The 22,260-nt window shown below is 71.6% G+C and carries 21 protein-coding genes and 1 pseudogene; 16 read left to right on the top strand and 6 right to left on the bottom strand.

Annotation, left to right across the window (positions count from 1 at the left end; all coding sequences use genetic code 11):
- Window positions 1-26: 26 nt before the first annotated feature.
- A complete protein-coding gene (locus O7610_RS09300; protein WP_281555363.1) occupies window positions 27-785 on the top strand; it encodes a hypothetical protein in 759 nt (252 codons plus the stop codon).
- Here O7610_RS09300 and O7610_RS09295 read toward each other — a convergent pair.
- Window positions 782-1,570, bottom strand: a complete 789-nt coding sequence (locus O7610_RS09295) for a TrmH family RNA methyltransferase (protein ID WP_281567478.1) — start codon at window positions 1,568-1,570, stop codon at window positions 782-784. The genes O7610_RS09300 and O7610_RS09295 overlap by 4 nt on opposite strands.
- A 57-nt stretch (window positions 1,571-1,627) precedes the next feature.
- Between O7610_RS09295 and O7610_RS09290 the strand changes: the two genes are divergently transcribed.
- From O7610_RS09290 to O7610_RS09280, 3 genes and pseudogenes are all read left to right on the top strand, one after another.
- Window positions 1,628-3,376, top strand: a complete 1,749-nt coding sequence (locus O7610_RS09290) for a PucR family transcriptional regulator (protein ID WP_289213071.1) — start codon at window positions 1,628-1,630, stop codon at window positions 3,374-3,376.
- Window positions 3,377-3,557: 181 nt separating this feature from the next.
- A pseudogene (locus O7610_RS09285) lies at window positions 3,558-4,373 on the top strand (MBL fold metallo-hydrolase); the annotation flags it as partial.
- Window positions 4,374-4,423: 50 nt separating this feature from the next.
- Window positions 4,424-5,083, top strand: a complete 660-nt coding sequence (locus O7610_RS09280) for a peroxiredoxin (protein ID WP_281555359.1) — start codon at window positions 4,424-4,426, stop codon at window positions 5,081-5,083.
- Between the two features lie 104 nt (window positions 5,084-5,187).
- Here O7610_RS09280 and O7610_RS09275 read toward each other — a convergent pair whose 3' ends face one another.
- The gene (locus O7610_RS09275; RefSeq protein ID WP_281555358.1) at window positions 5,188-5,457 is read right to left on the bottom strand and encodes a metal-sensitive transcriptional regulator; all 270 of its coding nucleotides are present in this window, start codon (window positions 5,455-5,457) and stop codon (window positions 5,188-5,190) included.
- Window positions 5,458-5,618: 161 nt separating this feature from the next.
- Between O7610_RS09275 and O7610_RS09270 the strand changes: the two genes are divergently transcribed.
- From O7610_RS09270 to O7610_RS09260, 3 genes are read left to right on the top strand one after another with little or no spacing between them, the layout of a single operon-like run.
- Window positions 5,619-6,947 (top strand): MBL fold metallo-hydrolase, encoded by a 1,329-nt coding sequence (locus tag O7610_RS09270; protein ID WP_289213069.1) that lies wholly within the window; start codon window positions 5,619-5,621, stop codon window positions 6,945-6,947.
- A 40-nt stretch (window positions 6,948-6,987) separates the two neighbouring features.
- A complete protein-coding gene (locus tag O7610_RS09265; protein WP_281555356.1) occupies window positions 6,988-7,575 on the top strand; it encodes a rhodanese-like domain-containing protein in 588 nt (195 codons plus the stop codon).
- Entirely contained in the window at window positions 7,572-9,347 is a 1,776-nt protein-coding gene (locus O7610_RS09260) for a SulP family inorganic anion transporter (protein ID WP_289213068.1), read from the top strand. The genes O7610_RS09265 and O7610_RS09260 overlap by 4 nt, the downstream gene beginning before the upstream one ends.
- Before the next feature lie 64 nt (window positions 9,348-9,411).
- Here O7610_RS09260 and O7610_RS09255 read toward each other — a convergent pair whose 3' ends face one another.
- On the bottom strand, window positions 9,412-10,767 hold the full coding sequence (locus O7610_RS09255; RefSeq protein ID WP_289213067.1) for a MurL-like N-terminal domain-containing: 1,356 nt from the start codon (window positions 10,765-10,767) through the stop codon (window positions 9,412-9,414).
- A gap of 98 nt (window positions 10,768-10,865) precedes the next feature.
- Between O7610_RS09255 and murD the strand changes: the two genes are divergently transcribed.
- From murD to O7610_RS09220, 7 genes are all read left to right on the top strand, one after another.
- Window positions 10,866-12,227 carry a UDP-N-acetylmuramoyl-L-alanine--D-glutamate ligase gene (gene murD / locus O7610_RS09250; RefSeq protein WP_289213066.1) on the top strand — a complete coding sequence of 454 codons (1,362 nt, stop codon included), beginning with the start codon at window positions 10,866-10,868 and terminating at the stop codon, window positions 12,225-12,227.
- Complete coding sequence (locus O7610_RS09245; RefSeq protein ID WP_281555352.1) at window positions 12,224-12,373, top strand: hypothetical protein; 150 nt, start codon at window positions 12,224-12,226, stop codon at window positions 12,371-12,373. Before murD ends, O7610_RS09245 begins: the two co-directional genes overlap by 4 nt.
- 75 nt (window positions 12,374-12,448) lie before the next feature.
- Window positions 12,449-12,688: a hypothetical protein gene (locus O7610_RS09240; protein ID WP_289213065.1), complete on the top strand. Its 240-nt coding sequence runs from the start codon at window positions 12,449-12,451 to the stop codon at window positions 12,686-12,688.
- A 143-nt stretch (window positions 12,689-12,831) separates the two neighbouring features.
- Window positions 12,832-14,148, top strand: a complete 1,317-nt coding sequence (locus O7610_RS09235; protein WP_289213064.1) for an aspartate aminotransferase family protein — start codon at window positions 12,832-12,834, stop codon at window positions 14,146-14,148.
- A complete protein-coding gene (locus O7610_RS09230) occupies window positions 14,145-15,647 on the top strand; it encodes a CoA-acylating methylmalonate-semialdehyde dehydrogenase (protein ID WP_289213063.1) in 1,503 nt (500 codons plus the stop codon). The genes O7610_RS09235 and O7610_RS09230 overlap by 4 nt, the downstream gene beginning before the upstream one ends.
- 73 nt (window positions 15,648-15,720) lie before the next feature.
- Complete coding sequence (locus O7610_RS09225) at window positions 15,721-16,287, top strand: Uma2 family endonuclease (protein ID WP_289213062.1); 567 nt, start codon at window positions 15,721-15,723, stop codon at window positions 16,285-16,287.
- A gap of 187 nt (window positions 16,288-16,474) precedes the next feature.
- Complete coding sequence (locus tag O7610_RS09220) at window positions 16,475-16,789, top strand: hypothetical protein (RefSeq protein ID WP_281555347.1); 315 nt, start codon at window positions 16,475-16,477, stop codon at window positions 16,787-16,789.
- Window positions 16,790-17,195: 406 nt separating this feature from the next.
- Here the strand turns inward: O7610_RS09220 and O7610_RS09215 are convergent, their stop codons facing one another.
- The 3 genes from O7610_RS09215 to O7610_RS09205 form a co-directional block, all read right to left on the bottom strand.
- On the bottom strand, window positions 17,196-17,390 hold the full coding sequence (locus O7610_RS09215) for a DUF397 domain-containing protein (RefSeq protein ID WP_289213061.1): 195 nt from the start codon (window positions 17,388-17,390) through the stop codon (window positions 17,196-17,198).
- Complete coding sequence (locus tag O7610_RS09210; RefSeq protein WP_289213060.1) at window positions 17,387-18,214, bottom strand: DUF5753 domain-containing protein; 828 nt, start codon at window positions 18,212-18,214, stop codon at window positions 17,387-17,389. Before O7610_RS09210 ends, O7610_RS09215 begins: the two co-directional genes overlap by 4 nt.
- Before the next feature lie 258 nt (window positions 18,215-18,472).
- Window positions 18,473-19,645: an alpha/beta hydrolase gene (locus O7610_RS09205; RefSeq protein ID WP_281555344.1), complete on the bottom strand. Its 1,173-nt coding sequence runs from the start codon at window positions 19,643-19,645 to the stop codon at window positions 18,473-18,475.
- Window positions 19,646-19,825: 180 nt separating this feature from the next.
- On the opposite strand from O7610_RS09205, the gene O7610_RS09200 reads away from it, so the two are divergent.
- The gene (locus O7610_RS09200) at window positions 19,826-20,776 is read left to right on the top strand and encodes a MurR/RpiR family transcriptional regulator (RefSeq protein ID WP_282231169.1); all 951 of its coding nucleotides are present in this window, start codon (window positions 19,826-19,828) and stop codon (window positions 20,774-20,776) included.
- A gap of 12 nt (window positions 20,777-20,788) precedes the next feature.
- On the top strand, window positions 20,789-22,237 hold the full coding sequence (ngcE, locus tag O7610_RS09195) for an N-acetylglucosamine/diacetylchitobiose ABC transporter substrate-binding protein (protein ID WP_289213059.1): 1,449 nt from the start codon (window positions 20,789-20,791) through the stop codon (window positions 22,235-22,237).
- Window positions 22,238-22,260 lie beyond the last annotated feature (23 nt).

The following is a 22,260-nucleotide window of genomic DNA, read 5'->3' as shown; positions in this document are numbered from 1 at the left end:
GCCCCGCAGCGCGGGGAGGCGACACCGTGACGCGTGCCGTCAGGAACACCCGACCCCGGACCACCGCGTCCAACGCCGGCCGGTCCGGCCCGGTACGGGTGGTCTCCCGCAGCGACGCCGGTGTCGCCGTGGTAGCCGCCGCCGCACCCGAGAACACCCCGGCCGGCCCGGCAACCAACGCCGCCTGGGCGTGGTCGATCCGCCGGTTCAGCCGGGTCGCCATCTGGACGTTGCCGCTGTACGCGATCGCGTTCGGCATCGGCGGCCTGAGCGGAGTGCGCGGCGGCGGCCCGGCACCCGACCTGGTCGACGGCCGGCCGGCGTACCTGGCCTCCTGGGTGATCGCCAGCTGGCTGGGGCTGGTCGCGCTGGTCGCGATCGCTGGGATCCACGCCGCCGCCCGCAGCCGGGGCACCGCCGTCTCGGCGCTGCTGGTCGGCCTGGCAGGTACGGCACTGACGGTGCCGTTCGTCGGGCTGCCCGACGGCACGACCGTCTACGGTACGTCGGCCCGGTCGATCGCCCTGGTCGGTGCCGCACTGTACAGCTTCGGCTGGCTGCTCGCCGGTGCCGCGGTGCTGCGTTCGGAGCTGTTCAACCGGCTCGACGGCTGGCTGCTGATCGTCGCGTCCCCGCTGCTCGGGCTCGTCGGGCTGCTCTCCGGGCCGCTGCAGACCGTCGGCGCGGTCCTCACCCTGACCGCCGGGATCGGCCTGGCCTGGTCCGCCGGCCGGATGGTGCCCAGCATCCAGGTGCCGGCGACCGCCCCGGCCAGCTCGCGTTAAGCCGGGTCGTCGCGGCACAGCTCCCAGAAGGCGACCGCCGCCGCCGTCGCCACGTTGAGCGAGTCGACGCCGCGTCGCATCGGCACGGCCACCCGTACGTCGGCGGCCTGGACCGCCGCAGTGCTCAGCCCCGGCCCTTCCGCGCCGAGCAGCAGCGCCGGCCGGGCCCGGGCCGCGGAGTCCAGCCGCTGGACCGGCACCGCGTCCGGTGCCGGGGTCATCGCGAGCAGCCGGAACCCGGCGGTACGGACGGTGGCCAGCGCCGCCGGCCAGGCCGCAGCCCGGGCGTACGGCACCGCGAACACCTCGCCCATGCTGACCCGCACCGACCGCCGGTACAGCGGATCCGCGCAGGTGGGGGAGAGGACCACGGCGTCCATGCCGAGTGCCGCCGCGCTGCGGAACAGCGCACCCAGATTGGTGTGCGTGTTGATCCCTTCGCAGACGACCAGCCGGCGGGCCCGGTCGAGCACCTCGTCCAGGCTGGGCAGGGCCCGGCGGTGGAACGAGGCGAGCACGCCCCGGTGCACGTGGAATCCGGTGATTGACTCCAGCACCGCCGGGGTTGCCGCGTAGACCGTCGCGTCCGGCGGCAGGTCGGCGAGCTGGTCGACCCGCTTGGCGTCGACCAGCACCGACCGCAGCCGGTAGCCGGCCCGCAGGGCCCGCCCGATGACCAGCTCGCCCTCGGCGATGAACAGGCCGTTCGGCGGCTCCCACCGGGTCCGCAGCTCGACGTCGGTCAGCGCCCGGTAGTCGGCGATCCGCTCGTCGTCCGGGTCCATGATCTCCGTTGTTGGCACACCGGGCATTGTGCCGGTCGCCGGGGTAGCGTTCTGCGGGTGTTCCCGACCGTCCGTGAGGTGCTGGCGCTCGACCCGGTGCGGAACGGCGGACCCCGGGTGGTCGCCGCCGAGGAGGGTCTGGACCGACCGGTGCGCTGGGTACACGTTACCGAGGTGCCGGACATCGCCAGCCTGCTGCGCGGCGGTGAGCTGGTGCTGACCACCGGGATCGGGCTGCCCGTCGACGACGCCGGCGTGCGGGCCTTCATCGCCGACCTGGCCGAGGTCGGCGTCGCCGGCCTGGTGGTGGAGCTCGGCCGCCGCTACCACGGCGGGGTGCCGAAGGTGATGGTCGCGGCCGCGCACCGGCGCGGGCTGCCGCTGGTGGAGCTGCGCCGGGAGACCCGGTTCGTGTTGATCACCGAGGCGGTGCACGCCCTGATCGTGGACGCCCAGCTGGCCGAGCTGCGGGCGACCGAGGAGATCCATCAGCGGTTCACCGAGCTGTCCGTGGAGGGCGCGGAGGCCACCGAGGTGGTACGCCAGGCGGCCGAGTTGGCCGGCGCGCCGGTGGTGCTGGAGAACCTGTCCCGTCGGGTGCTGGCCTACCACAGCGTCGGGGAGAATCCCCGGCTGCTGCTGGACGGCTGGGAGCAGCATTCGCGCCGGATCCAGCCGACCGGGCGTACCGCGTACCACGCGGACACCGGTTGGCTGGTGACCATGGTCGGTGCCCGGGGCCAGGACTGGGGTCGGCTGCTGCTGCGCTGCCCGGCAGCCGGTCTCAGCGGCTCGGGTGTCTCCTGCGGCTCGGGTGTCTCCGACGGGTCCACCGGGTCGGGCGGTCCGCTGCTGCGGTGGTCGATCCTGCTCGAACGGGCCGCGTCGACCCTGGCGCTCGGCCGGCTGATCCGCCGCGACGCCGAAGGGCTGGAGCGGCAGATTCACCGGACGCTGCTGACCGCGCTGCTGGACGGGTCGCAGCCGGTCGACGAGGTGGCGGTGCGGGCACGGGCGCTCGGCGTCGGCCTGGACCGTCGGCACCTGGTCGGCGTTGCGGTCCGGTTCCGCGACGCAGGTTCCGGTGCCGAGCCCGGTGCGGCCACCGATGCCGGCGGGGCCGGATCGGTGCCGGCGGCGGACAGCGCCGAGGCGGTCCAGGCCCGGCTGCGCGACCTGGCCGAGACGGTCGGCCTGGCGTTGCGGGAAGCCGGGCTGACCGGTCTGGCCAGCCCGTTGGACGAGCACGCGGTCGGCGTACTGCTGGCGGTCCGGGACGCCACGGCGGCGGACCCGGCGCTGGACGGTCTGCTGGCCGCGCTGCACCGGTTGCGCCGGTCCGAGCCGGTGCCGGTGGTGGTCGCCGCCGGCAGCGGGGTGGACAGCGTCCGGGAGGCCCGGCGGACCCTGGTCGAGGCCCGTCAGGTGGCCGAGGCCGGCCGCCGGGACCGCCGCGCCGACCAGGTGCTGCGGCTGCCGGACGTCGGCCTGGCCGGGCTGCTGCACCTGCTGCGGGAGGAACCCCGGTTGCAGGTGTTCGTCGAGCGTGAGCTGGGCGCGCTGCTGGCGTACGAGGCCCGTCATCCCCGGGAGCGGATGCTGGCGACGTTGCGGGCGTACCTGGAGCACGGCCGCAACAAGTCGGCGGCGGCCGCGGCGGTGCACCTGTCCCGGCCGGCGTTCTACGAGCGGTTGACCAGGCTGGGGCGGATTCTCGGCGTCGACCTGGACTCGGTGCAGGCGTGCCTGTCGCTGCACGTCGCGGTGCTGGCGCTGGACGAGGTACGGGCCCGCCCACCGGCCTGACCGCTCACCGGCCTGACCGCCCGCTGGCCAGACCCCCGCCGGGTCGGGAGGTCCGGCGCCGTACCGGGTCGAAGGTCCTGAATCTTCGGGACCCTTGAGTCGCTGCCGGTACATACCCCCTGGGGTATGTTGGGATCTGAATCCGGCAGCCACGAACCACCCGCCGAAGGAGGTCCCGGGCATGTTCTTCGCCCAGTACTACCTGGACTGCCTGTCCCAGGCGTCCTATCTGATCGCCGACGAGACCACGAAGCGCGCCGTCGTGGTCGACCCGCGCCGCGACGTGACCGAGTACCTGGCCGACGCGCAGGCGCACGGCCTCACCATCGAAGGTGTCGTCAACACCCACTTCCACGCCGACTTCATCGCCGGCCACCTCGAACTGGCCGCGCGCACCGGCGTGTGGATCGGCTACGGCCGGCGGGCCGAGGCCGACTACCCGATCCGCAAGCTGGCCGACGGGGAACGGATCAGCCTCGGCGACGTGACCCTGGAGATCATGGAGACCCCCGGGCACACCCCGGAGTCGATCAGCATCCTGGTCTACGAGCACGCCGACGACCCGGTCGCGTACGGCGTACTCACCGGCGACGCACTGTTCATCGGCGACGTCGGCCGGCCGGACCTGCTCGCCTCGCTCGGCGTCACCGCCGACGAACTCGGCCGGATGCTCTACGACAGCGTGCAGCACAAGCTGATGGCGCTGCCCGACCCGGTGCGGGTCTTCCCGGCCCACGGCGCCGGATCGGCCTGCGGCAAGAACCTGTCCACGGAACGCTCGTCGACCATCGGCGAGCAGCGGGCCACCAACTACGCCTGCGCCCCGATGGACACCGAACAGTTCCTGGCGATCGTCACCGCCGGCCAGCCGGCCGCCCCGGCGTACTTCGGCTACGACGCGGTGCTCAACCGCCGCGACCACGCCCTGTTCGACGTCACCGCCGCACCCACGCCGCTGAGCCCGGCGGAGTTCGCCGCCCGGCAGGCCGTCGGCGCCGCCTGAGCCTGCGACCATCCCCACCTACCAGTTGAGGAGTATCGACAACCATGAGCGAGACTGCCACCCCGGCTGCGCGGCTGCCGCTGATCGGTGACCGGGCACCCGACTTCGCGGCGGAGAGCACCCACGGCCCGGTCCGGCTGGCCGACTACGCCGGCCGCTGGCTGGTGCTGTTCAGCCACCCGGCCGACTTCACCCCGGTCTGCACCACCGAGTTCGTCGGCTTCGCCGAACTGGCCGACGAGTTCGCCGCCCGCGACGTGGCGCTGCTGGGCAACTCGGTGGACTCGGTCTTCAGCCACCTGGCCTGGACCCGGTCGATCCACGACAAGCTCGGCGTGCGGATCCCGTTCCCGATCATCGCCGACCTGGACATGGCGGTGTCGCACGCGTACGGGATGCTGCACCCGAACACGTCCGGCACGGCGGCGGTACGGGCCGTGTTCGTCATCGACGCCGAGCAGATCGTCCGGGCGGTGCTGTACTACCCGATGAACGCCGGCCGGATGATTCCGGAGATCCTGCGGCTGATCGACGCGCTGCAGACCGCGGATCGCGACGGGGTGTCCTGCCCGGCGAACTGGCGATCCGGTGACGACGTGGTGCTCGGTGCGCCGCGTACCGAGGCCGACCTGGACGCGCGGCTGACCGACGACACGGTCAAGCTGACCGACTGGTACCTGGCCACCCGGCCGGACCGGGGCTGACCCGGCGACCTGCCCGGGGCCCGGCGACCCACCGGGCCCCGGCGATCGTCGGGCTCCGGCGATCGTCGGGCTCCGGCGTCAGGCCGGTCCGTCGGGCTCCGGTGTCAGGCCAGGGAGAGGAACAGCTTCTCCATCTGCTCCAGGTTGGCCTTGCGCTCGGTGACGTCGGCGTCGGGGCCCATGCACTGTTCGAGTCCACTGGCGATGACCTTGAAGCCGGCCCGGTCGAGCGCCCGGGAGACGGCGGCGAGCTGGGTGACCACCTCGGCGCAGTCCCGGCCGGACTCCAGCATCGCGATGATGCCGCGGATCTGGCCTTCGGCCCGCCGTAGCCGCTTCACCACGTCCGCCGTGGTGTTCTCCTCGACCTGCATGGCGAGTTCCTCCTGGTTCGGGGTCTCCCGCTGGTGCTTCGGGCCTGCCCAGCTGGGTTTACACGATACACCCGGGGGTATCACTTGCAGATGTCCGTTCATTCGAACATACTGGGTCTGTAGATACCCCCAGGGGTATACGCGAGAGCGGAGGAGCACCCGTGGAACTCATCTCATTCCGTACCCCCGGCCTCGGCGACCAGTCCTACCTGCTGGTCCACGAGGGCAAGGGGGTGCTCGTCGACCCGCAGCGCGACATCGACCGCTTCCTCGACGCCGCCGCCGAACGTGACGTCGACCTGCGGTTCGTCCTGGAGACCCACCTGCACAACGACTACGTCTCCGGCGGACCGCAGATCGCCCGACGGACCGGCGCCGAACTGGTCCTCCCGGCCGGCGCGGCACCGACCTACCGGCACACCCCCGCCTTCCACCTCGAGGACATCAAGGCCGACAACCTCACCCTGCGCCCCGTCCACACCCCCGGTCACACCCCGGAACACACCAGCTACCTGGTGCTGATCGACGGCGAGCCGGTCGCCGTCTTCTCCGGCGGTAGCCTGCTCGTCGCCTCCGCCGGCCGACCCGATCTGCTCGGCCCCGAGCGGGCCCGCACCCTGGCCCGGCTGCAACACGGCTCGCTGCACCGCCTCGCCGGTCTGCCCCGGGCCGTCGAGCTCTACCCGACCCACGGTGAAGGTTCATTCTGCACCGCCACCGGCGCCGGCCGGTTCACCTCCACCATCGGCGACGAGGTCGACACCAACCCGCTGCTCGGCATCGGCGACCCGGAGACGTTCGCCGACCGGCTGCTCGCCGAGCCGATGCCGATCCCGGCCTTCTACCAGTACATGGGCCCGGCCAATCTGCGCGGCGGCGAGCCGATGCCGGCCGTCGAGATCCCGGAGATCACCGCCGCCGATCTGCCGACCACCGACGACACCCAGTTGCTGGACATCCGGCCCCGGCCCGCCCGGGCCGCCGGCCTGCTGCCCGGCTCCGTCGGCATCGAGCTCACCGACGACTTCGGCAGCTGGGCCGGCTGGCTGCTGCCGTACGGCGCACCCGTCGTGCTGGTCGCCGAACCCGACCAGGACGTCACCGAAGCCGTCGTCCAACTGGCCCGCATCGGTCTCGACACCGTCCAGGGCGTCCACCGGCCGGCCCCCGCCGACCAGCTCGGCCCCGGCTACGAACTGCTCGACCTGGACAACTTCCGCCAGCGCCTGGCCCAGCCCGACGCGCAACTGCTCGACGTACGGATGCCCAACGAGCGGGCCCAGGCCAGCTGGCCGGGGGCGGTCGAGCGCTTCCTCGCCGACCTGGTCACCGACGGCATCCCCGCCGAGCTCGACCCGCAGCGACCGGTCCTGGTCGCCTGCGGCAGCGGCCGACGGGCCGCCATCGCCGCCAGCCTGCTGGTCCGCGCCGGCCACCGGCCCGCCGTACTCAGCGGCGCCGGCGTCGCCGACCTGACCACCGAATCCTGACCACCACCGCACGACCCCGACCACCGCACGGAGGAACGACATGCCCCCCACCACCAACCCGAGCATCCAGGTGCCCGCCGCCCGCGCACTGCTGGCCGGCAACCCCGACACCCTGGTCGTCGATGTGCGTACCCCGGCCGAGTTCGAGACCGCTCACATCGACGGGGCGATCAACCTGCCACTGGACCAGGTCGACGCCCACCTCAACCGGATCGTCGCCGACGCCGGCGGGCGGATCCTGCTGATCTGCCAGTCCGGCAACCGGGCCAACCAGGCCTGCGCGAAACTCGCCGACGCCGGCCTGGACGGCGCGACCGTGCTCGACGGCGGGATGAACGCCTGGATCTCCGCCGGTGCCCCGGTGAACCGGGGCCGCCAGCGGTGGAGCCTGGAACGTCAGGTGCGGCTGGTCGCCGGCGGGATCGTGCTGGTCTCGGTGCTGGCCAGCATCTGGTACCCACCGGCCCGGTACGTCGCCGGACTCATCGGCGCCGGGCTGACCTTCGCGGCGCTGACCAACACCTGCGCGATGGGCATGCTGCTGGCCCGCCTGCCGTACAACCAGGGCGCCGGATGTGACGTCGACGCCTCGCTGACCCGGATCAGCCGGGCCGGCGCGGCGAGATGACCGCCACCGCGTACCCCCGCCAGGAGCGCACCGGCCCGGCGCGGGTCCTGCCCATCCTCGGCTGGCGGCGCGGCTACGACCGGCACACACTGCGGCACGACCTGATCGCCGGCCTCACCGTCGCGGTGATGCTGGTGCCACAGAGCATGGCGTACGCCGCCCTCGCCGGCATGCCACCGGTCACCGGGCTGTACGCCGCGATCGTGCCGGTGCTGGTGTACGCCCTGCTCGGCACCTCCGGCTCGCTCGCCGTCGGCCCGGTCGCCATCACCGCGCTGATGACCGCCACCGCGCTCGCCCCTCTCGCCGACGGCGACCCCGGGCGGTACGCCGCCCTCGCCGGCCTGCTGGCCCTGCTGGTCGGCGCCATCCAGATCCTGATGGGGGTGCTGCGCCTCGGCGCGCTGGTGAACTTCCTGTCCCACTCGGTGCTGTCCGGGTTCACCTCGGCCGCCGCGCTGGTCATCGCCGCCAGTCAGGTCAAGGACCTGCTCGGGATGCGCGTCGAACGCGCCGAGAACCTGCCCGGCATCGTGGCCAGCCTGTGGCACGGCGCCGCCACGATCCATCCGCTGACCGTGGCGGTCGCCGCGGCCAGCATCGCCGGGCTGGTCCTGCTGCGCCGGTACGCCCCGAAGGTGCCCGGCGCGCTGCTGGTCGTCGCCGCCGTCACGACGGTCAGCGCCGTCCTGGCGCTCGGCGGGCGGGGCGTACCGATCCTGCGGGACGTGCCGAGCGGGCTGCCCATCCCGGACCTGCCGGCGGTCGCCCTGGCCGACCTGCGGGCCCTGCTGCCGGCCGCGATCGCGATCGCCCTGGTCGGCTACATGGAGGGCATCGCGGTGGCGAAGTCGCTGGCCGCCCGGTCCCGCCAGCACGTCGACCCGAACGCCGAACTCGTCGCGGTCGGCGCGGCGAACGCCGCCGCCGGTGCCTTCCACGCGTTTCCGGTGGCCGGCGGGTTCTCCCGCAGCGCGGTCAACTTCTCCGCCGGGGCCCGCACCCCGGTCGCGTCGGTGGTCACCGCCGTCGTGGTGGGGCTGACCGCGCTGCTGCTCACCCCGGCCTTCCACCACCTGCCCAAGGCGGTGCTCGGGGCGATCGTCGTGGTCGCCGTGCTCGGGCTGGTCGACTACCGGGGCGCCTGGACTGCCTGGCGGATCCGGCGGGTCGACGGGCTGACCCTGGCGCTGACCTTCGCGGTCACCCTGGTCGCCGGGGTGGAACCGGGCCTGGCCGCCGGGGTGGTGTTCAGCCTCGCGGTGTTCCTGCGCCGTTCGGCCCGCCCGCACACCGCCGAGCTGGGCCGGGTGCCCGGCACCGCGACCTTCCGCAACGTGGCCCGCTATCAGGGTTTGGTCACCGATCCGCAGGTGGTGGTGCTGCGCATCGACGGGCCACTGTACTTCGCCAACGCGCAGTACCTCGCCGACCGGCTGCTGACGCTGGCCGAGACCCGCACATCCCTACGAGCGGTGGTGGTCGACGCCAGCGCGATCGGCGACGCCGACGCCGACGGCGCGCACGCCCTGGCCCAGGCCCGGGAGCGGCTGGCCAGCCGGGGCGTGGCGCTGCACCTGGCCACCGTCCGGGGACCGGTGCGGGATCTGCTCACCCGCTCCGGCCTGTGGCCAACGATGCGGGAGGCCGGGCAGCTGCATCCGGAGGTGGCCGACGCGGTCGACGTCGCCACCGGCGAAGGCGGGGCGACCGGCGGTGACGGGACCGCGGACACCGGCTCAACGCCCCGCCTGCCGCAGGAGGTGTACTGACGTGCCGGACCATGTTCCGGGAGCGATTGTCCATCGCACGTCCGGCTCCGCCCCGAACCGGATCTCAGGCCAACGCGCTGGGGACCTTCGCGTACGCCGCCGGCACGTGGTGCGGCCCACCGGGCAGCAGTACGTCGGAGGCGTCGACCGCCGGCCAGGCCTGTTCCGGCACCGCCGCCATCAGCTCCCGTACCAGCGGGGCGTCGCGCCACTGCGGCGACCCGGCGAGCATCCGCAACGCGACGAGGGACTCCTCGATCTCACCGACACACTCGAACGGCTTGTGCCCGTCGAGGCCGAGCAGCTCCCGGTAGCCGGCCAGCTGGGCCGGGTCGGCGAGCAGGTCGACGCCGAAGATGCCGACCAGTCGGTCACGCGCCATGAACGGTGCGAACGCCAGGAACACGAACCGGCACTTCGGGCACGCCCCGCACCAGCGTTCACTGCGGTCCCGCAACTTGAACGCCGCGTTGCAGCTGGTCACCACCGGGTCGTAGCCGGTCGAGCGGGCGTACAGCTTCGCGATGTGCAGCTCGGACAGGGTCCGCAGCAGCGAGAAGTACGGCTCGGTCAGCCCGGCGTGGCCCTGCAGGGCGGCCCGCAGCAGCCCTTCGGCCTCGACACCCTTGGACCACTGATGGTTGATCTCGTGTCCGTTCCAGATCAGGTTCGGGTCGGACGCGGAGCGTTCGTTGGACATCACCACCGGGCCGAGGCCGTGCAGGACCGCCGTACCGACCGCGATCAGCGAGTTGATCGCGGTCACCGGGATGTGGCCGTTGTACGCCCCGGCCGCGTTGAGGTCGAACAGCCGCGGGTCCAACGCCCGGCGGGCGGCCAGCGCCGGCAACCCGGAGGCCGCGTTGACCGCGACGATCACCGGGTTGGGGTTGACCGAGAACGGCACCGGATCGAAGCCCGCCCGGCGCAGCGCCTCCAGGGTGACGATCGAATCCTTGCCGCCGCCGACCGCCGACAACGGCCGCCGGTCGGCGGTGTCCACCGGCGTCGGCGCGCTCGGCACCCCGTCCGGCGCGACCGGGGCGAGGTCGAGCACGTGCGGCAGGGCGTTGCGGTACGCGTACTCGGCCAGGCCCTTGGTGTAGACGGCGGTGACCAGCGCGACCGCCTCCGGCCCCAGCGGCGCCGGCACCACCAGCCGCGCCGGTGCCGCCGCCTTGTAGTAGCTGACCCCGGCGACCAGGTGCAGCAACTCCAGGACCCGGCGCACCGTCGACCCGGGTCCGCTCGGCGGCGGGGCGCCGTCGGGCATCGGGAAGGTGATCCGCTCGACGAAGGTCAGCTCCGCGCCGTCGTCGCCGGTGAGTGCGTAGCCCAGCTCGGCTACTCCGATCGCCGGGTCGAACTCCAGCGTGGGAAAGGTGAACGTGGTGAATCGTCCTAGCTCGTCACGGGTCACCCGTGCCTCCTCACTGATCACCGACCAGACATACTAGTCCCGGTTCGGGCCCCTGACCCGGCGCCCGATGACATGCTGGCTCGTGGAGGAGATGACCGGTGCGCCTGGCTGACCTGCGCGGCCGTACCGTCGCGGTGTGGGGAACCGGCCGCGAGGGACGGGCCGCGGTGACCGCGATCACCGCCCAGTCCCCGGCGACGCTGGTCGCCGTCGACGACAGCGCGACGGCCGCCCCGGCGGACTGGGACAGCGGCAGCGCGCCGCTGTTCACCGGCGAGGACGGCTTCGCCCGGCTGGCCGCCGCCGACGTCGTGGTCCGCTCACCGGGTGTGCCGCAGACCCACCCGTGGGTGATCGAGCTGCGCCGACGCGGTGTGCCGATCACCGGCGGCACCGCGCTGTGGATGGCCGATCACGCCGCCCGGACCGTCGGTGTCACCGGCAGCAAGGGCAAGTCCACCACGTCCAGCCTGATCAGCCACCTGCTGACCGCGCTGGGTCGGCGCAACGCGTTCGGCGGCAACATCGGCGTACCGCTACTGGCGATGCCCGAGGCCGACCTGTACGTGCTGGAGCTCTCCTCGTACCAGTGCAGCGACCTGACCGACTCGCCCCGGACCGCCGTGCTGACCTCGCTGTTCCCCGAGCACCTGGACTCGCACGGCAGCGAGGAACGCTACTACTCCGACAAGCTCAACATCATCGCGCACGGTCCGGAAACGATCATTTACAACGGTACGGATCCGAGGCTGACCCGGCGGCTGCTCAACGAGGAGGCGACCGCCGCCGGACTGCCCGACGGCTACCACGTCGCACCCGGCCCGGACGGTCGGCCGTACCTGCACCGGCGGGCCGAGCCGCTGTTCGCCCGAGCGGTGCTGCCGCTGGCCGGCCGGCACAACGAGAGCAACCTCTGCGTGGCGTTGGCGGTGCTCGAAGCACTCGGCGTCGACTGCGTCGCCGACCGGGACGCGGTCGCCGACGCGGTCGCCGGCTTCGCCGGCCTGCCGCACCGGCTCGCCGAGATCGCCGACCCCTCCGGGCTGACCTTCGTCGACGACAGCATCTCCACCAGCCCGTACTCGGCGATGCACGCGATCGACGCGTACGCCGGCCGCCCGTTGACCGTGATCGTCGGCGGCACCGACCGAGGGCTGGACTACACGCCGCTGCGCGAGCACCTCGCCGAGTGTAAGTTGACGGTGATCGGCGTACCGGACAGCGGTCCCCGGATCCTCGACACCCTGGCCGGGCTGCCCGGGGTGCGGACCGCACGGGCCGACGACCTCCCGACGGCGGTCGCGCTGGCCCGCGAGCTGACCCCCGACGGCGGGGTGGTGCTGCTGTCCCCGGCCGCGCCCAGCTACGGACACTTCCGCAACTTCGAACACCGCTCGGAAGTCTTCGCCGCCGCCGTGTGTGACACCGCCCCGGTCCCCGCTCCTCATCCGGCCGGGTGAGGCAGCGGCACGCGCCGGTACGGCTGGCAGCGGCCGGCGTGCCGTCGTTCACCATCGGTCCGGCGCTGGCCGACGAGCTGCTGCGCGACGACCTGACCGACGGGGCGGTGGCCGAGTTCCTGGCGGCCGCGGCCCGCAACGGCTGAAGCCAACCGGTGCATTCCCTGGTAACAGGTGGGCCGGACCGGCTGAATTTCGCGTCGGGTGCTATATAGGACGGCATGATTCGTGACCGGGTAATCGCCTGTCTGCTGTTCGCCGTCGCCTTCGCCGGGCTGGTGATGCAGCGGATGTCCCCGTTCAGCGACTTCCCGTTGGTGGTGGAGGCGGTGGTCGCCGTCGCTGCGGTGACGAGTGGCCTGACCGGTGTGTGGCTGTGGGTGCGCTCGTCGCGGCAACGCTCCGGCGACCCGCAGGCGCAGGCGGGGGCGGAGACGGGAGCGACCACCTCGGACGACTGACAACCCGCGCAGGCCGTCCGGGGCCGTCGGGCGACGCAGTGTCAGGCCGAGCCGGGCCGGCCGCTACACGATGGCAGTTGCTCCTTGTCCGGTCCCGGTGGGAAGGTGCTCCCATCGACGACCCAGGGAGCGTGGTGCCGCAGATGACCGCCGACGACCTGCTCACCCGGCACCGGGCCGTGATGCCCGACTGGATGCCGCTCTACTACGCCGAACCACTGGAAATCGTCGCCGGCTCCGGCCGACGGGTCACCACCGCCGACGGCCGCAGCTACCTCGATTTCTTCGGCGGCGTGCTGACCAACATGATCGGCTACGACATTCCGGAGATCCGCGAAGCGGTGCAGCGTCAGCTCGCCACCGGCGTGGTGCACACCTCCACCCTCTACCTGATCCGCCACCAGGTGGAGCTGGCCGAACGGATCGCCGCGCTGTCCGGCATCGCCGACGCCCGGGTCTTCTTCACCAACTCCGGCACCGAAGCCAACGAGGCGGCCCTGCTGGCCGCCACAAACTACCGCCGGTCGCATCAGATCCTGGCCGTGCGCAACAGCTACCACGGCCGGTCGTACGCCACGATGGGCATCACCGGGCACCGCAGCTGGTCGGCGAGCGCACTCAACCCGCTGCAGGTCGCCTGGCTGCACTCCGGTGACCGGCTGCGCGGCCTGCTGGCCCGGCTCGGCCCCGACGCCCAGCTCGACGCCGCCGTCGAGGACCTGCGCGAGGTGCTGGCCACCCAGACCGCCGGTGACGTCGCCTGCCTGATCGCCGAACCGATCCAGGGCGTCGGCGGCTTCGTGCACGGCCCCGACGGGCTGCTTGGCGAATGGAAGAAGGTCCTCGACGAGTCCGGCATCCTGCTGATCTCCGACGAGGTGCAGACCGGCTGGGGGCGCACCGGCGAACACTTCTGGGGCTACCAGGCGCACGGCGTCGTGCCGGACCTGCTCACCTTCGCCAAGGGCATCGGCAACGGCTTCGCCCTGGCCGGCGTCGTCGGCCGCGCCGACGTCATGGACGCCGTACCGGCGATCTCGTTCTCGACCTTCGGCGGCAACCCGGTCAGTACGGCCGCCGGGGTCGCCGTCCTCGACTACCTGCGCGACCATGACCTGCAGACCAACGCCGCCCGCACCGGTGAGCTGCTGCGTACCGGGCTGACCGGGGCGGCCGCCGCGCATCCGATCGTCGGCGAGGTGCGCGGCAAGGGCCTGATGCTGGCCGTCGAGTTCGTCCGCCCCGGCACCCGCGACCCGGACCCGGCGGCGACCACCGCGGTGTTCGAGGCCTGCCGTGCGGGCGGCCTGCTGGTCGGCAAGGGCGGCCTGTACGGCAACGTGCTGCGGATGGGCCCACCGTTGACGCTCACCGACGACGAGGCCCGGGAAGGGCTGGCGATCCTGGTCGACGCGATCGCGTCGGTGTCGGCCTCGGTTGTGGAAGGAGCTGCGGCGTGAACCGGATCCCGCATTTCGTCGACGGTGCCCGTACCACTGGGGAAGCCGGCGGCGACGGACGGCACGGTGAGGTGTTCGACCCGGCGACCGGGCAGGTCGCCGCCACCGTCGGGTTCGCCACGGCAGCGCAGGTCGACGACGTCGTGCAGGTCGCGGCGCGGGCCGCCCGCGACTGGCGGGACGTGTCGCTGTCGCGGCGCACCAGCGTGCTGTTCGCCTTCCGGGAGATCATCAACGCCCGGCGCGACGAACTGGCCGCCGTGATCACCGCCGAACACGGCAAGGTCCTCGCCGACGCCGCCGGCGAGGTGCAACGCGGCCTGGAGGTCGTCGAGTACGCCTGCGGCATCCCATCGCTGCTGACCGGCGGCTTCAGCGAGAACGTCTCCACCGAGGTCGACTCGTACAGTCTGCGTCAGCCGCTCGGCGTGGTCGCGGTCATCTCACCGTTCAACTTCCCGGCGATGGTGCCGCTGTGGTTCGTGCCGATCGCCGTCGCCTGCGGCAACGCGGTCGTGGTCAAACCGTCCGAGAAGGACCCGTCGGCGGCGGTGCTGCTCGCGCAGTGGTTCACCGAGGCGGGCCTGCCGCCCGGGGTCTGCAACGTGGTGCACGGCGACCGTGAGGCCGTCGACGCGTTGCTGGACCATCCGGGCGTACGGGCGGTGTCGTTCGTCGGCTCCACCCCGGTGGCCCGGCACGTCTACACCCGGGGCACCGCCGCCGGCAAACGGGTCCAGGCCCTCGGCGGGGCGAAGAACCACATGGTGGTGCTGCCCGACGCCGACCTCGACCTGGCCGCCGACGCGGCGGTCAACGCCGGCTTCGGCTCGGCGGGGGAGCGGTGCATGGCGATCTCCGCCCTGGTGGCGGTGGAACCGGTCGGCGACGACCTGGTGGCCCGGATCGTCGAACGGCTCGGCAAGATCCGTACCGGGGACGGCCGCCGGCCCGGCTGCGACATGGGTCCGCTGATCACCGCCGCGCACCGGGACCGGGTCGCCGGGTACGTGGCCGCCGGTGCCGCAGACGGAGCGAAGATCGTCGTCGACGGCCGGGGCGTGCCGGTCGACGGCGACGCCGCCGGTTTCTGGCTCGGCCCGACCCTGCTGGACCAGCTGACGCCGCAGATGTCGGTCTACACCGACGAGATCTTCGGCCCGGTGCTGTCGGTGCTACGGGTCGACTCGTACGACGCCGCGTTGCAGCTGGTCAACGCCAACCCCTACGGCAACGGTACGGCGATCTTCACCAACGACGGCGGTGCCGCCCGGCGCTTCCAGCACGAGGTGGAGGTCGGGATGGTCGGTATCAACGTGCCGATCCCGGTGCCGATGGCGTACTACTCGTTCGGCGGCTGGAAGTCGTCGCTGTTCGGCGACAGCCACGCCCACGGCCGCGACGGGGTGCACTTCTTCACCCGGGGCAAGGTGGTGACCAGCCGCTGGCTCGACCCCCGCCACGGCGGCGTCAACCTGGGCTTCCCCACCCAGACCTGACCGGTCGTTCGGTGAGTTGTCCGGAGCCACGGTATCTTGGTGCTGGTAGCCGATCGTCATTCAGGAGGTGTGTATGACTGTAGAAATGGTCGCGCCGGACTGGATGCATGAGCAGGTCACGGCCGAGCAATACGCGACGTGGACAGAAGAGCAGTGCGCGGGTATCGAGATCGTGGATGGGATGGTCCTCGTGAGTCCGAGCGCCTCCAAGCGGCACAACCGCCTCGCCAGGCTTATGGCGAACGCTTTGGACGTCGCGGCAGGGCCTGATTGGAACGCGGATACTGACTTTGATCTCCGGCTACAGGACGTGCCGCTGAACAACCGCCGCCCGGATGTGACGGTCTACCGAGCGGACACCATCGACGTCACGCCGACCCGACCCGAGCATGTGCTTCTCGTGGTCGAGGTGGTCTCTCCCGGATCGGAGACAACCGACCGGATCGTCAAGGCAAGTCAGTGCGCACAGGCTGGTATTCAGTTCTACTGGCGTGTAGAACAGGCAGTCACTGGCGCGCCCATCGTTTACACGTACGTGCTCGACCCGGCAACGGGCCGCTATCGCGACGACGAGATCTTTACCGGCCTCGTGAAGCTGACCGCGCCCTTCTCCGTCGAGGTCGATCTCGGCCAGCTTTGAAGATCAAATTTCTTGACTATGGTCGATAGCATGAGGTCATCATGAGCCTGATGTGAAGGGCGATTCGGATGGCTGCCAGCGGGGCGCGCACGGTCGCCGAAGGCGTCGCGTGGCTGGCAGCGGTGCTGCCGATTGCGCCGCCCATCGGAGACCATCCGATCCGGTCGACGACGGCGACCCACTCACCATGATCGACCCACTGCCGCTGGCCGTACAGCAGCGGTATCCCGACCCGGGAACGGCCGTCCGCGACGTCGCGGCCCGGCTCAGCGTCGCCCGGGACTGGCGCGACGCCCCGCAGCGTGGTCAGCTGACGGCGGTCGAGGGGGTCGTCCTGGCCCTGCGTCGATCGGTAGTGACGTCGGGTCGCGCGGGAACCTGTCTGGCGGCGACCGTGCGGCTGCTGGCCGCACTGACCGAGCATGATCAACCAGGGTACGGAATCCTTCGGGTCCGGCCACCCCGGTACGCTCCGTGGAAGCGCCAGCCGGTCTCGATGTGATCGGCGGTGGCTGCCGATCGTTGACCACGGACTGGCGATTCCGTAGCCCAGCCGCGAAGGCTCCGTCGTGACGGCCGTGAGCGCGGACCCTTTCGCGGACCTGTTTCCCCTACTTGATACCTGTTCTGTAGTGGACGAAGGCGGCCCTGGGGGCATCCTGAAGCTCTCCGTTGACGGACCCTTCGCGGACCGGTGGCTCCGCCGCAGGTCAGAAGGGGTAGAACTTCGACCCAGTCGCAGCTCCCTCGGGAGCTGCCCCTTCATTGAGGCGGCGAGGACCTGGACACGCCCGCCGACCACCGGGGTGATGTCGCAGCTCCCTCGGGGGCTGTCCTTCGTTGAGGCGGGGGCACGGCGGTGGGGGGCACCTCGGGTACCGAGGTGCCCCCCACCGCCGTGAGGTGGGTCAGTGGGGGAGGGTGCCGGTCTGTAGGGCGGTGGTGAAGGTGCCCCACTGGGCGGTGCTGAACGTCAAGGTGGGACCGGTGCGGTCCTTGCTGTCGCGTACCTCGGCGCGGCCGGCGTGCCGGCGGGCCTCGACGCACTCGCCACCGTTGCCGGCGCTGCGGCTGGAGGTGAACCAGGGGGTGTCGGGCTTCATGGCAGGTGCTCCTCGATCGGGACCGACTGTTGGCGGATCAGTCGGAAAACTCGACGGTACTCCGCCAGCTCTACTGGACGCTCCAGGTATCGAGCGCCCATATGGGACTCGACGTAGACCACGTCCGGGTCGTCGGGGTCGGCGAAGTCGAGAACCGTGAAAGCACCAGCGAACGCGGCGTGGGCGCCGGCGGACCAGGGGAGAACCCGGATCTCAACCCGGACCCGTCGACCCACGCTGGCCAGGTGGGCGCGCTGCTCGGCCATCACCGCCGGTCCGCCGACCTCGCGGGCGAGGGCGCCCTCACCGAGGACGGCGACGATCCGGGCCGGTTCCTCGCGGTCGTAGTAGGAAATCTGCCGGTCCAGCCGCAGCGACACCAGCCGCTCGATCTGCCGCTCGGACGCCTGCGGATCAGCGGCACGGAACACCGCCCGCATGTAGTCCGGCGTCTGCAAGAGACCGTGGACCAACTCCGGGTTGTAGTTGTGGATCTCGGTGGCGGCGGCTTCGAGGCCGACATACAGCTGAAACCAGTCCGGTACGGCGTCGCCGTGTGACTCCCACCAGCCGTGCTCGTCACACGCGGCGGCGAGCCGGGTCAACGCGTCCGTCGTCTCCGGGTCCGCACCGTAGAACCAGCACAGACCCCGTACCGTGTTCATCTTGACCGGGAACTTGCCGTTCTCGATGCGCCACAACGTCGTACGCGAACAGACCTTCGCCCGCTCCACCTCCTGCTCGGTGCGGGACGACTCCTCCCGCAGTCGGCGCAGCCGTCGCCCCAGCTGACGGCGCACCACAGTCGGTCCGGTGACCGGCATCGCTTCACCTTCCTCTCATCCGACACACACACCACCCATGCCGATGTTTCAAAATGAAACACCGGGCCGGGTTAGCCGCCGAACTCGCACGTCAGAGCCGTCACGGGTCGGCGTCCACCATCGAGTTTGCCGTAAGCGGGCGGAGGATGTGGTCCGCCACCAGGGTGGACCGGGGCGGACGGCTGGCGGCCGTTCTGCTGACTCGGCTGGCCGGGTTGGAAGCGGGCGTGTACCGCCCGGGCGTCGGGCGGGTGAGGATCAGCCGTCGAGGAAGTCGTCGACGTGGCGGATCAGCTCGGCCCAGGCGGGTTCGGCCGCGGTGAACAGGTGGTTGGCGCTGTCGAGCAGAACCAACCGGCTGTCGTCGATCAGCGCGGCGAGTTCCGTGGCGTCCGAGGCGGGGACCCGGGGGTCGTTGCGGGCGTGCAGGATCAGCGTGGGGCAGCGGACCTGCCCCGCCAGCGGGAACACGTCCATTGTAGTGATCATCTGGAAGAAGCGGACCAGGTTCTCCAGTGACGTGGTGCGTCGGGTGAAGGCGATGTACGCGTCCAACTCGGCCGGGGTGGCGTTGGGCAGGAACTGGGCGGCGTAGGCGCGCAGGAAGCTCGGGTCGGCGGACTGCCAGGCGACCGTGGCCAGGTCCAGGTCGACGTCGGCGACCCGGCGGTCCAGCTCGGTGCGGGCGCGGGCCAGCCGGCCCCGGGCGTGGCTGCTGATCAGGACCATCCGGGTGACCCGGTCCGGGCGCAGCGCCGCGTAGGCGATCGCGGTGGCGGCGGCCTGGGCCGTACCGATGATCGCGAAGGTGTCATATCCGGCGGCGTCGGCGACGGTGTCGAGGTCCTCGACCCACACCTGCGGTGAGGCCGACGGCGGGCACCAGTCGGACAGCCCGCAGCCCCGCTCGTCGTAGCGTAGCCCTCGCCGGCTGTCGCGCATCAGGTCCCGGTACCAGTGTATCCACATCGGATCGCGTCGGTCCAGGCCGAGGTGGGTCAGCCAGTTGGCGGTGGAGATCAGCGGGGGACCGGCGCCTCTGACGGTGTAGGCGAGCCGGGCGCCGTCCCTGGTCTGGCAAAACCGGACCGTGTCGTAGTCCTTGGGGGCGGCGACCGGGGTGACGTCGGCGACGAACTGGTAGCCGCGCCGGTGGACGGTGCGGATGACCTCCTGATGGCCGCCGGTCTCGCGGACCGAGTGACGGACGGCGCGCAGGGTCGAGGCGAAGACGGACTCGGTGACGTGCTGGCCGGACCAGAGCGTGTCCAGCAGTTCCTGCCTGGTGACCAGCCGGTCCCGGTGAGCGGCGAGGTGACACAGCAACTCGACGGCTCGCGGCTCCAACAGGATCTGCTGGCCCCGGTGGCGTAGTTGCCTGTGTTCCAGGTCCAACTCGTACTGGCCGAAGCGGAGTCGTGCGTGTGCCACCGCCGGAGCATAGCGGCATCGATGCCGCGGTCCTGATCGTGATCGAGGGGTTTGACCAGGTAGTAGCGCTCCCAGCCGGTAACGGTTTGAAAACTTCACCCACGGTCTTGACACGGAGGGGGTGTTAGTAAGAACTTTTACCACTAACAGTTAACAGTCCTTCCCGAAAGGTTGGCGCCGATGGCTGACAGCGAGGTGGAGATCCCCGCGGGGACCGCGGTGGTCGACGCCCCGGGGCCGGCCGACACGGTGCTCGCCCGGATCCGGCTCACCGAGTTCACCGGTGCGCTGCGCCGGGTCGCCGACCAGGTGCTCACCGACCCGGCCGCAGCCGCCCGCGCCACCATCGTCGAGCTGGCCGAACGCAGCGGTACGTCGCCGGCGACGGTCACCCGGTTCTGCCGGGCACTCGGCTTCGACGGCTACGCCGACCTGCGGCTCGGCATCGCCGCCGAGACCGGCCGGGCCCGCGCCGCCGGCTGGACCGTCGACATCGGCCGGGAGATCCAGCCCGGTGACCCGCTCGACCGGGTGCTCGGCCAGATCATGGCCGCCGACACCCAGGCCATGCACGACACCGCCGCCCTGCTCGACCTCATCCAGGTCGAGCAGGCCGCCGACGCGGTCGCCGCCGCCAGCCGGGTCAACATCTTCGGCGCCAGCGGCAGCGCCCTGGTCGGTGAGGAGATGCAGTTCAGTCTGCACCGCATCGGCGTACCGGCCTGGGCCTGGACCGACCTGCACAACGGCCTGGCCAGCGCGGCGCTGATGCGCGACGGCGACGTGGCACTCGGCATCTCGCACACCGGCCAGACCCGGGAGACCATCGAGATGGTCGCCGAGGCCGGCAGCCACGGCGCGACCACCGTCGCGCTGACCAGTTTCCCCCGCTCCACCCTGGCCGACCTGGCCGACATCGTCCTGCTCACCGCCCCCCAGGCGACCACCTTCCGGCCGGACGCGCTCTCCGCCCGCCACCCGCAACTCGTCGTCCTCGACCTGCTCTACGTCGCCGTCGCGCAGCGCACCCACGACCGCGCGCACGCGGCGTTCCGCCGCACCGCCCGAGCCGTCGACGGCCACAAGGCCGTCGACCGGAGCACGATCCGCCCCGCCGAAACCCCCAGCTGAGGAGCACGCATCATGTCGCTTTACCCCGATTCCGTGCGGATCCCGTCCGCCGTCGCCGGTGCCTCGGTGCGCCGGCGGACCCTGCTGCGCCGCGCGGCCGCCGCCGGGCTGCTGGCCGGCCCGGCGGCCGGCCTGCTCTCCGCCTGTGCCGGCAGCGACCCCGGCACGGGTACGGAGACCGGCGCCAAGAGCGCCGACAACCCGTTCGGTGTCGCCGACGACAGCAGCGTCGACGTCGTCGTGTTCAACGGCGGCCTCGGCGACGAGTACCCCGAGTTCGACAAGACGCTGTTCGTGGCCAAGCACGACAGCGTCACGGTGAACCTCAGCTCCACCCAGAAGATCAAGACCGAGCAGCAGCCGAAGTTCTCCACCACCCCGGCCGACCTGATCAACAACTCGGGCGCCGACCTGATGGCGATCGACACCCTGATCAACGAGGGCGCGCTGACCGAGCTGACCCCGCTGCTGGACGCGCCGAGCTGGGACGACCCGGCCGTCAAGGTGCGCGACACGCTGCTGCCCGGCACCGTCGACGACGGTACGTTCGACGGCGAGTTCTTCCAGCTCAACTACGCGTACACGGTGTTCGGTCTGTGGTTCGACCAGGCCTTGTTCGACCGCAACGGATGGGCGGTGCCGACCAGCTTCGACGAGTTCTTCACCCTCGCCCCGAAGATCAAGGCGGCCGGTGTCGCGCCGTTCGCCTTCGCCGGCAAGTACCCGTACTACATGCGCTGGCCGATCATGACCTGGATCTGGCTGGCCGGTGGCCGGCAGGCGGTCGTCGACATCGACAACCTGACCGAAGGTGCCTGGCAGACCGACGCGGTCACCGCCGCGATGAGCGCCGTCGAGAAGATGGTCGCCGACGGCTACACCCTCACCGGCAGCGACACCCTGACCCACACCGAGTCGCAGCAGGCCTGGCTGGACGGCAAGGCGGCGTTCCTGCCCTGCGGCACCTGGCTGGAGAACGAGATGCGGGCCACCATCCCCAGCGGCTTCCAGATGAAGATCGCCCCGGTGTGGAGTGTCGGCGCTGCCGACGCCGCCCCGTACGGCACCGTGCAGGCCGGCTCCGGCGAAGGCTGGATCGTGCCGAAGAAGGCCGCCAACGCCCCCGGCGGCATGGAGTTCCTGCGGGCCATGCTCTCCAAGGAGGGCGCCGGCAAGTTCGCCGAGCTGACCAGCTCGCTCGCCTCGGTGAAGGGCTCCGGTGACAACGTCACCACCTCCACCGCGCTGACCTCGGCCAACGAGCTGATGAGCAACGCCCCCGGCGACCTGGTGTCGTTTCGTCACCCCGACTGGTACGCCGACCTGGACAAGGTGGAGCAGAACGCGATCGGTGAGCTGATGGCCGGTCGGATGACCGCCAAGGAGTTCCAGGACACCCTGCAGCAGGCGGCCGACGAGATCGCGGCGGACGACGCGGTGAACAAGTTCACCCGCTCCTGAGTCGTCGCTCCGCTGACCCGACC

The organism is Solwaraspora sp. WMMA2065 (assembly GCF_030345075.1).
Lineage (GTDB): Bacteria > Actinomycetota > Actinomycetes > Mycobacteriales > Micromonosporaceae > Micromonospora_E.
The sequence above is the reverse complement of the archived record's forward strand: the minus strand, read 5'-3'. Positions and strand labels throughout refer to the sequence as shown.

What these genes read in the sequence shown, in the direction of transcription:
- O7610_RS09295 (WP_281567478.1), bottom strand. Translation starts at nt 1,570, where the DNA reads ATGGACCCGGACGACGAGCGGATCGCCGACTACCGGGCGCTGACCGAC.
- O7610_RS09280 (WP_281555359.1), top strand. Translation starts at nt 4,424, where the DNA reads ATGAGCGAGACTGCCACCCCGGCTGCGCGGCTGCCGCTGATCGGTGAC.
- O7610_RS09275 (WP_281555358.1), bottom strand. Translation starts at nt 5,457, where the DNA reads ATGCAGGTCGAGGAGAACACCACGGCGGACGTGGTGAAGCGGCTACGG.
- O7610_RS09265 (WP_281555356.1), top strand. Translation starts at nt 6,988, where the DNA reads ATGCCCCCCACCACCAACCCGAGCATCCAGGTGCCCGCCGCCCGCGCA.
- O7610_RS09260 (WP_289213068.1), top strand. Translation starts at nt 7,572, where the DNA reads ATGACCGCCACCGCGTACCCCCGCCAGGAGCGCACCGGCCCGGCGCGG.
- O7610_RS09240 (WP_289213065.1), top strand. Translation starts at nt 12,449, where the DNA reads ATGATTCGTGACCGGGTAATCGCCTGTCTGCTGTTCGCCGTCGCCTTC.
- O7610_RS09235 (WP_289213064.1), top strand. Translation starts at nt 12,832, where the DNA reads ATGACCGCCGACGACCTGCTCACCCGGCACCGGGCCGTGATGCCCGAC.
- O7610_RS09225 (WP_289213062.1), top strand. Translation starts at nt 15,721, where the DNA reads ATGACTGTAGAAATGGTCGCGCCGGACTGGATGCATGAGCAGGTCACG.
- O7610_RS09220 (WP_281555347.1), top strand. Translation starts at nt 16,475, where the DNA reads ATGATCGACCCACTGCCGCTGGCCGTACAGCAGCGGTATCCCGACCCG.
- O7610_RS09215 (WP_289213061.1), bottom strand. Translation starts at nt 17,390, where the DNA reads ATGAAGCCCGACACCCCCTGGTTCACCTCCAGCCGCAGCGCCGGCAAC.
- O7610_RS09210 (WP_289213060.1), bottom strand. Translation starts at nt 18,214, where the DNA reads ATGCCGGTCACCGGACCGACTGTGGTGCGCCGTCAGCTGGGGCGACGG.
- O7610_RS09200 (WP_282231169.1), top strand. Translation starts at nt 19,826, where the DNA reads ATGGCTGACAGCGAGGTGGAGATCCCCGCGGGGACCGCGGTGGTCGAC.
- ngcE (WP_289213059.1), top strand. Translation starts at nt 20,789, where the DNA reads ATGTCGCTTTACCCCGATTCCGTGCGGATCCCGTCCGCCGTCGCCGGT.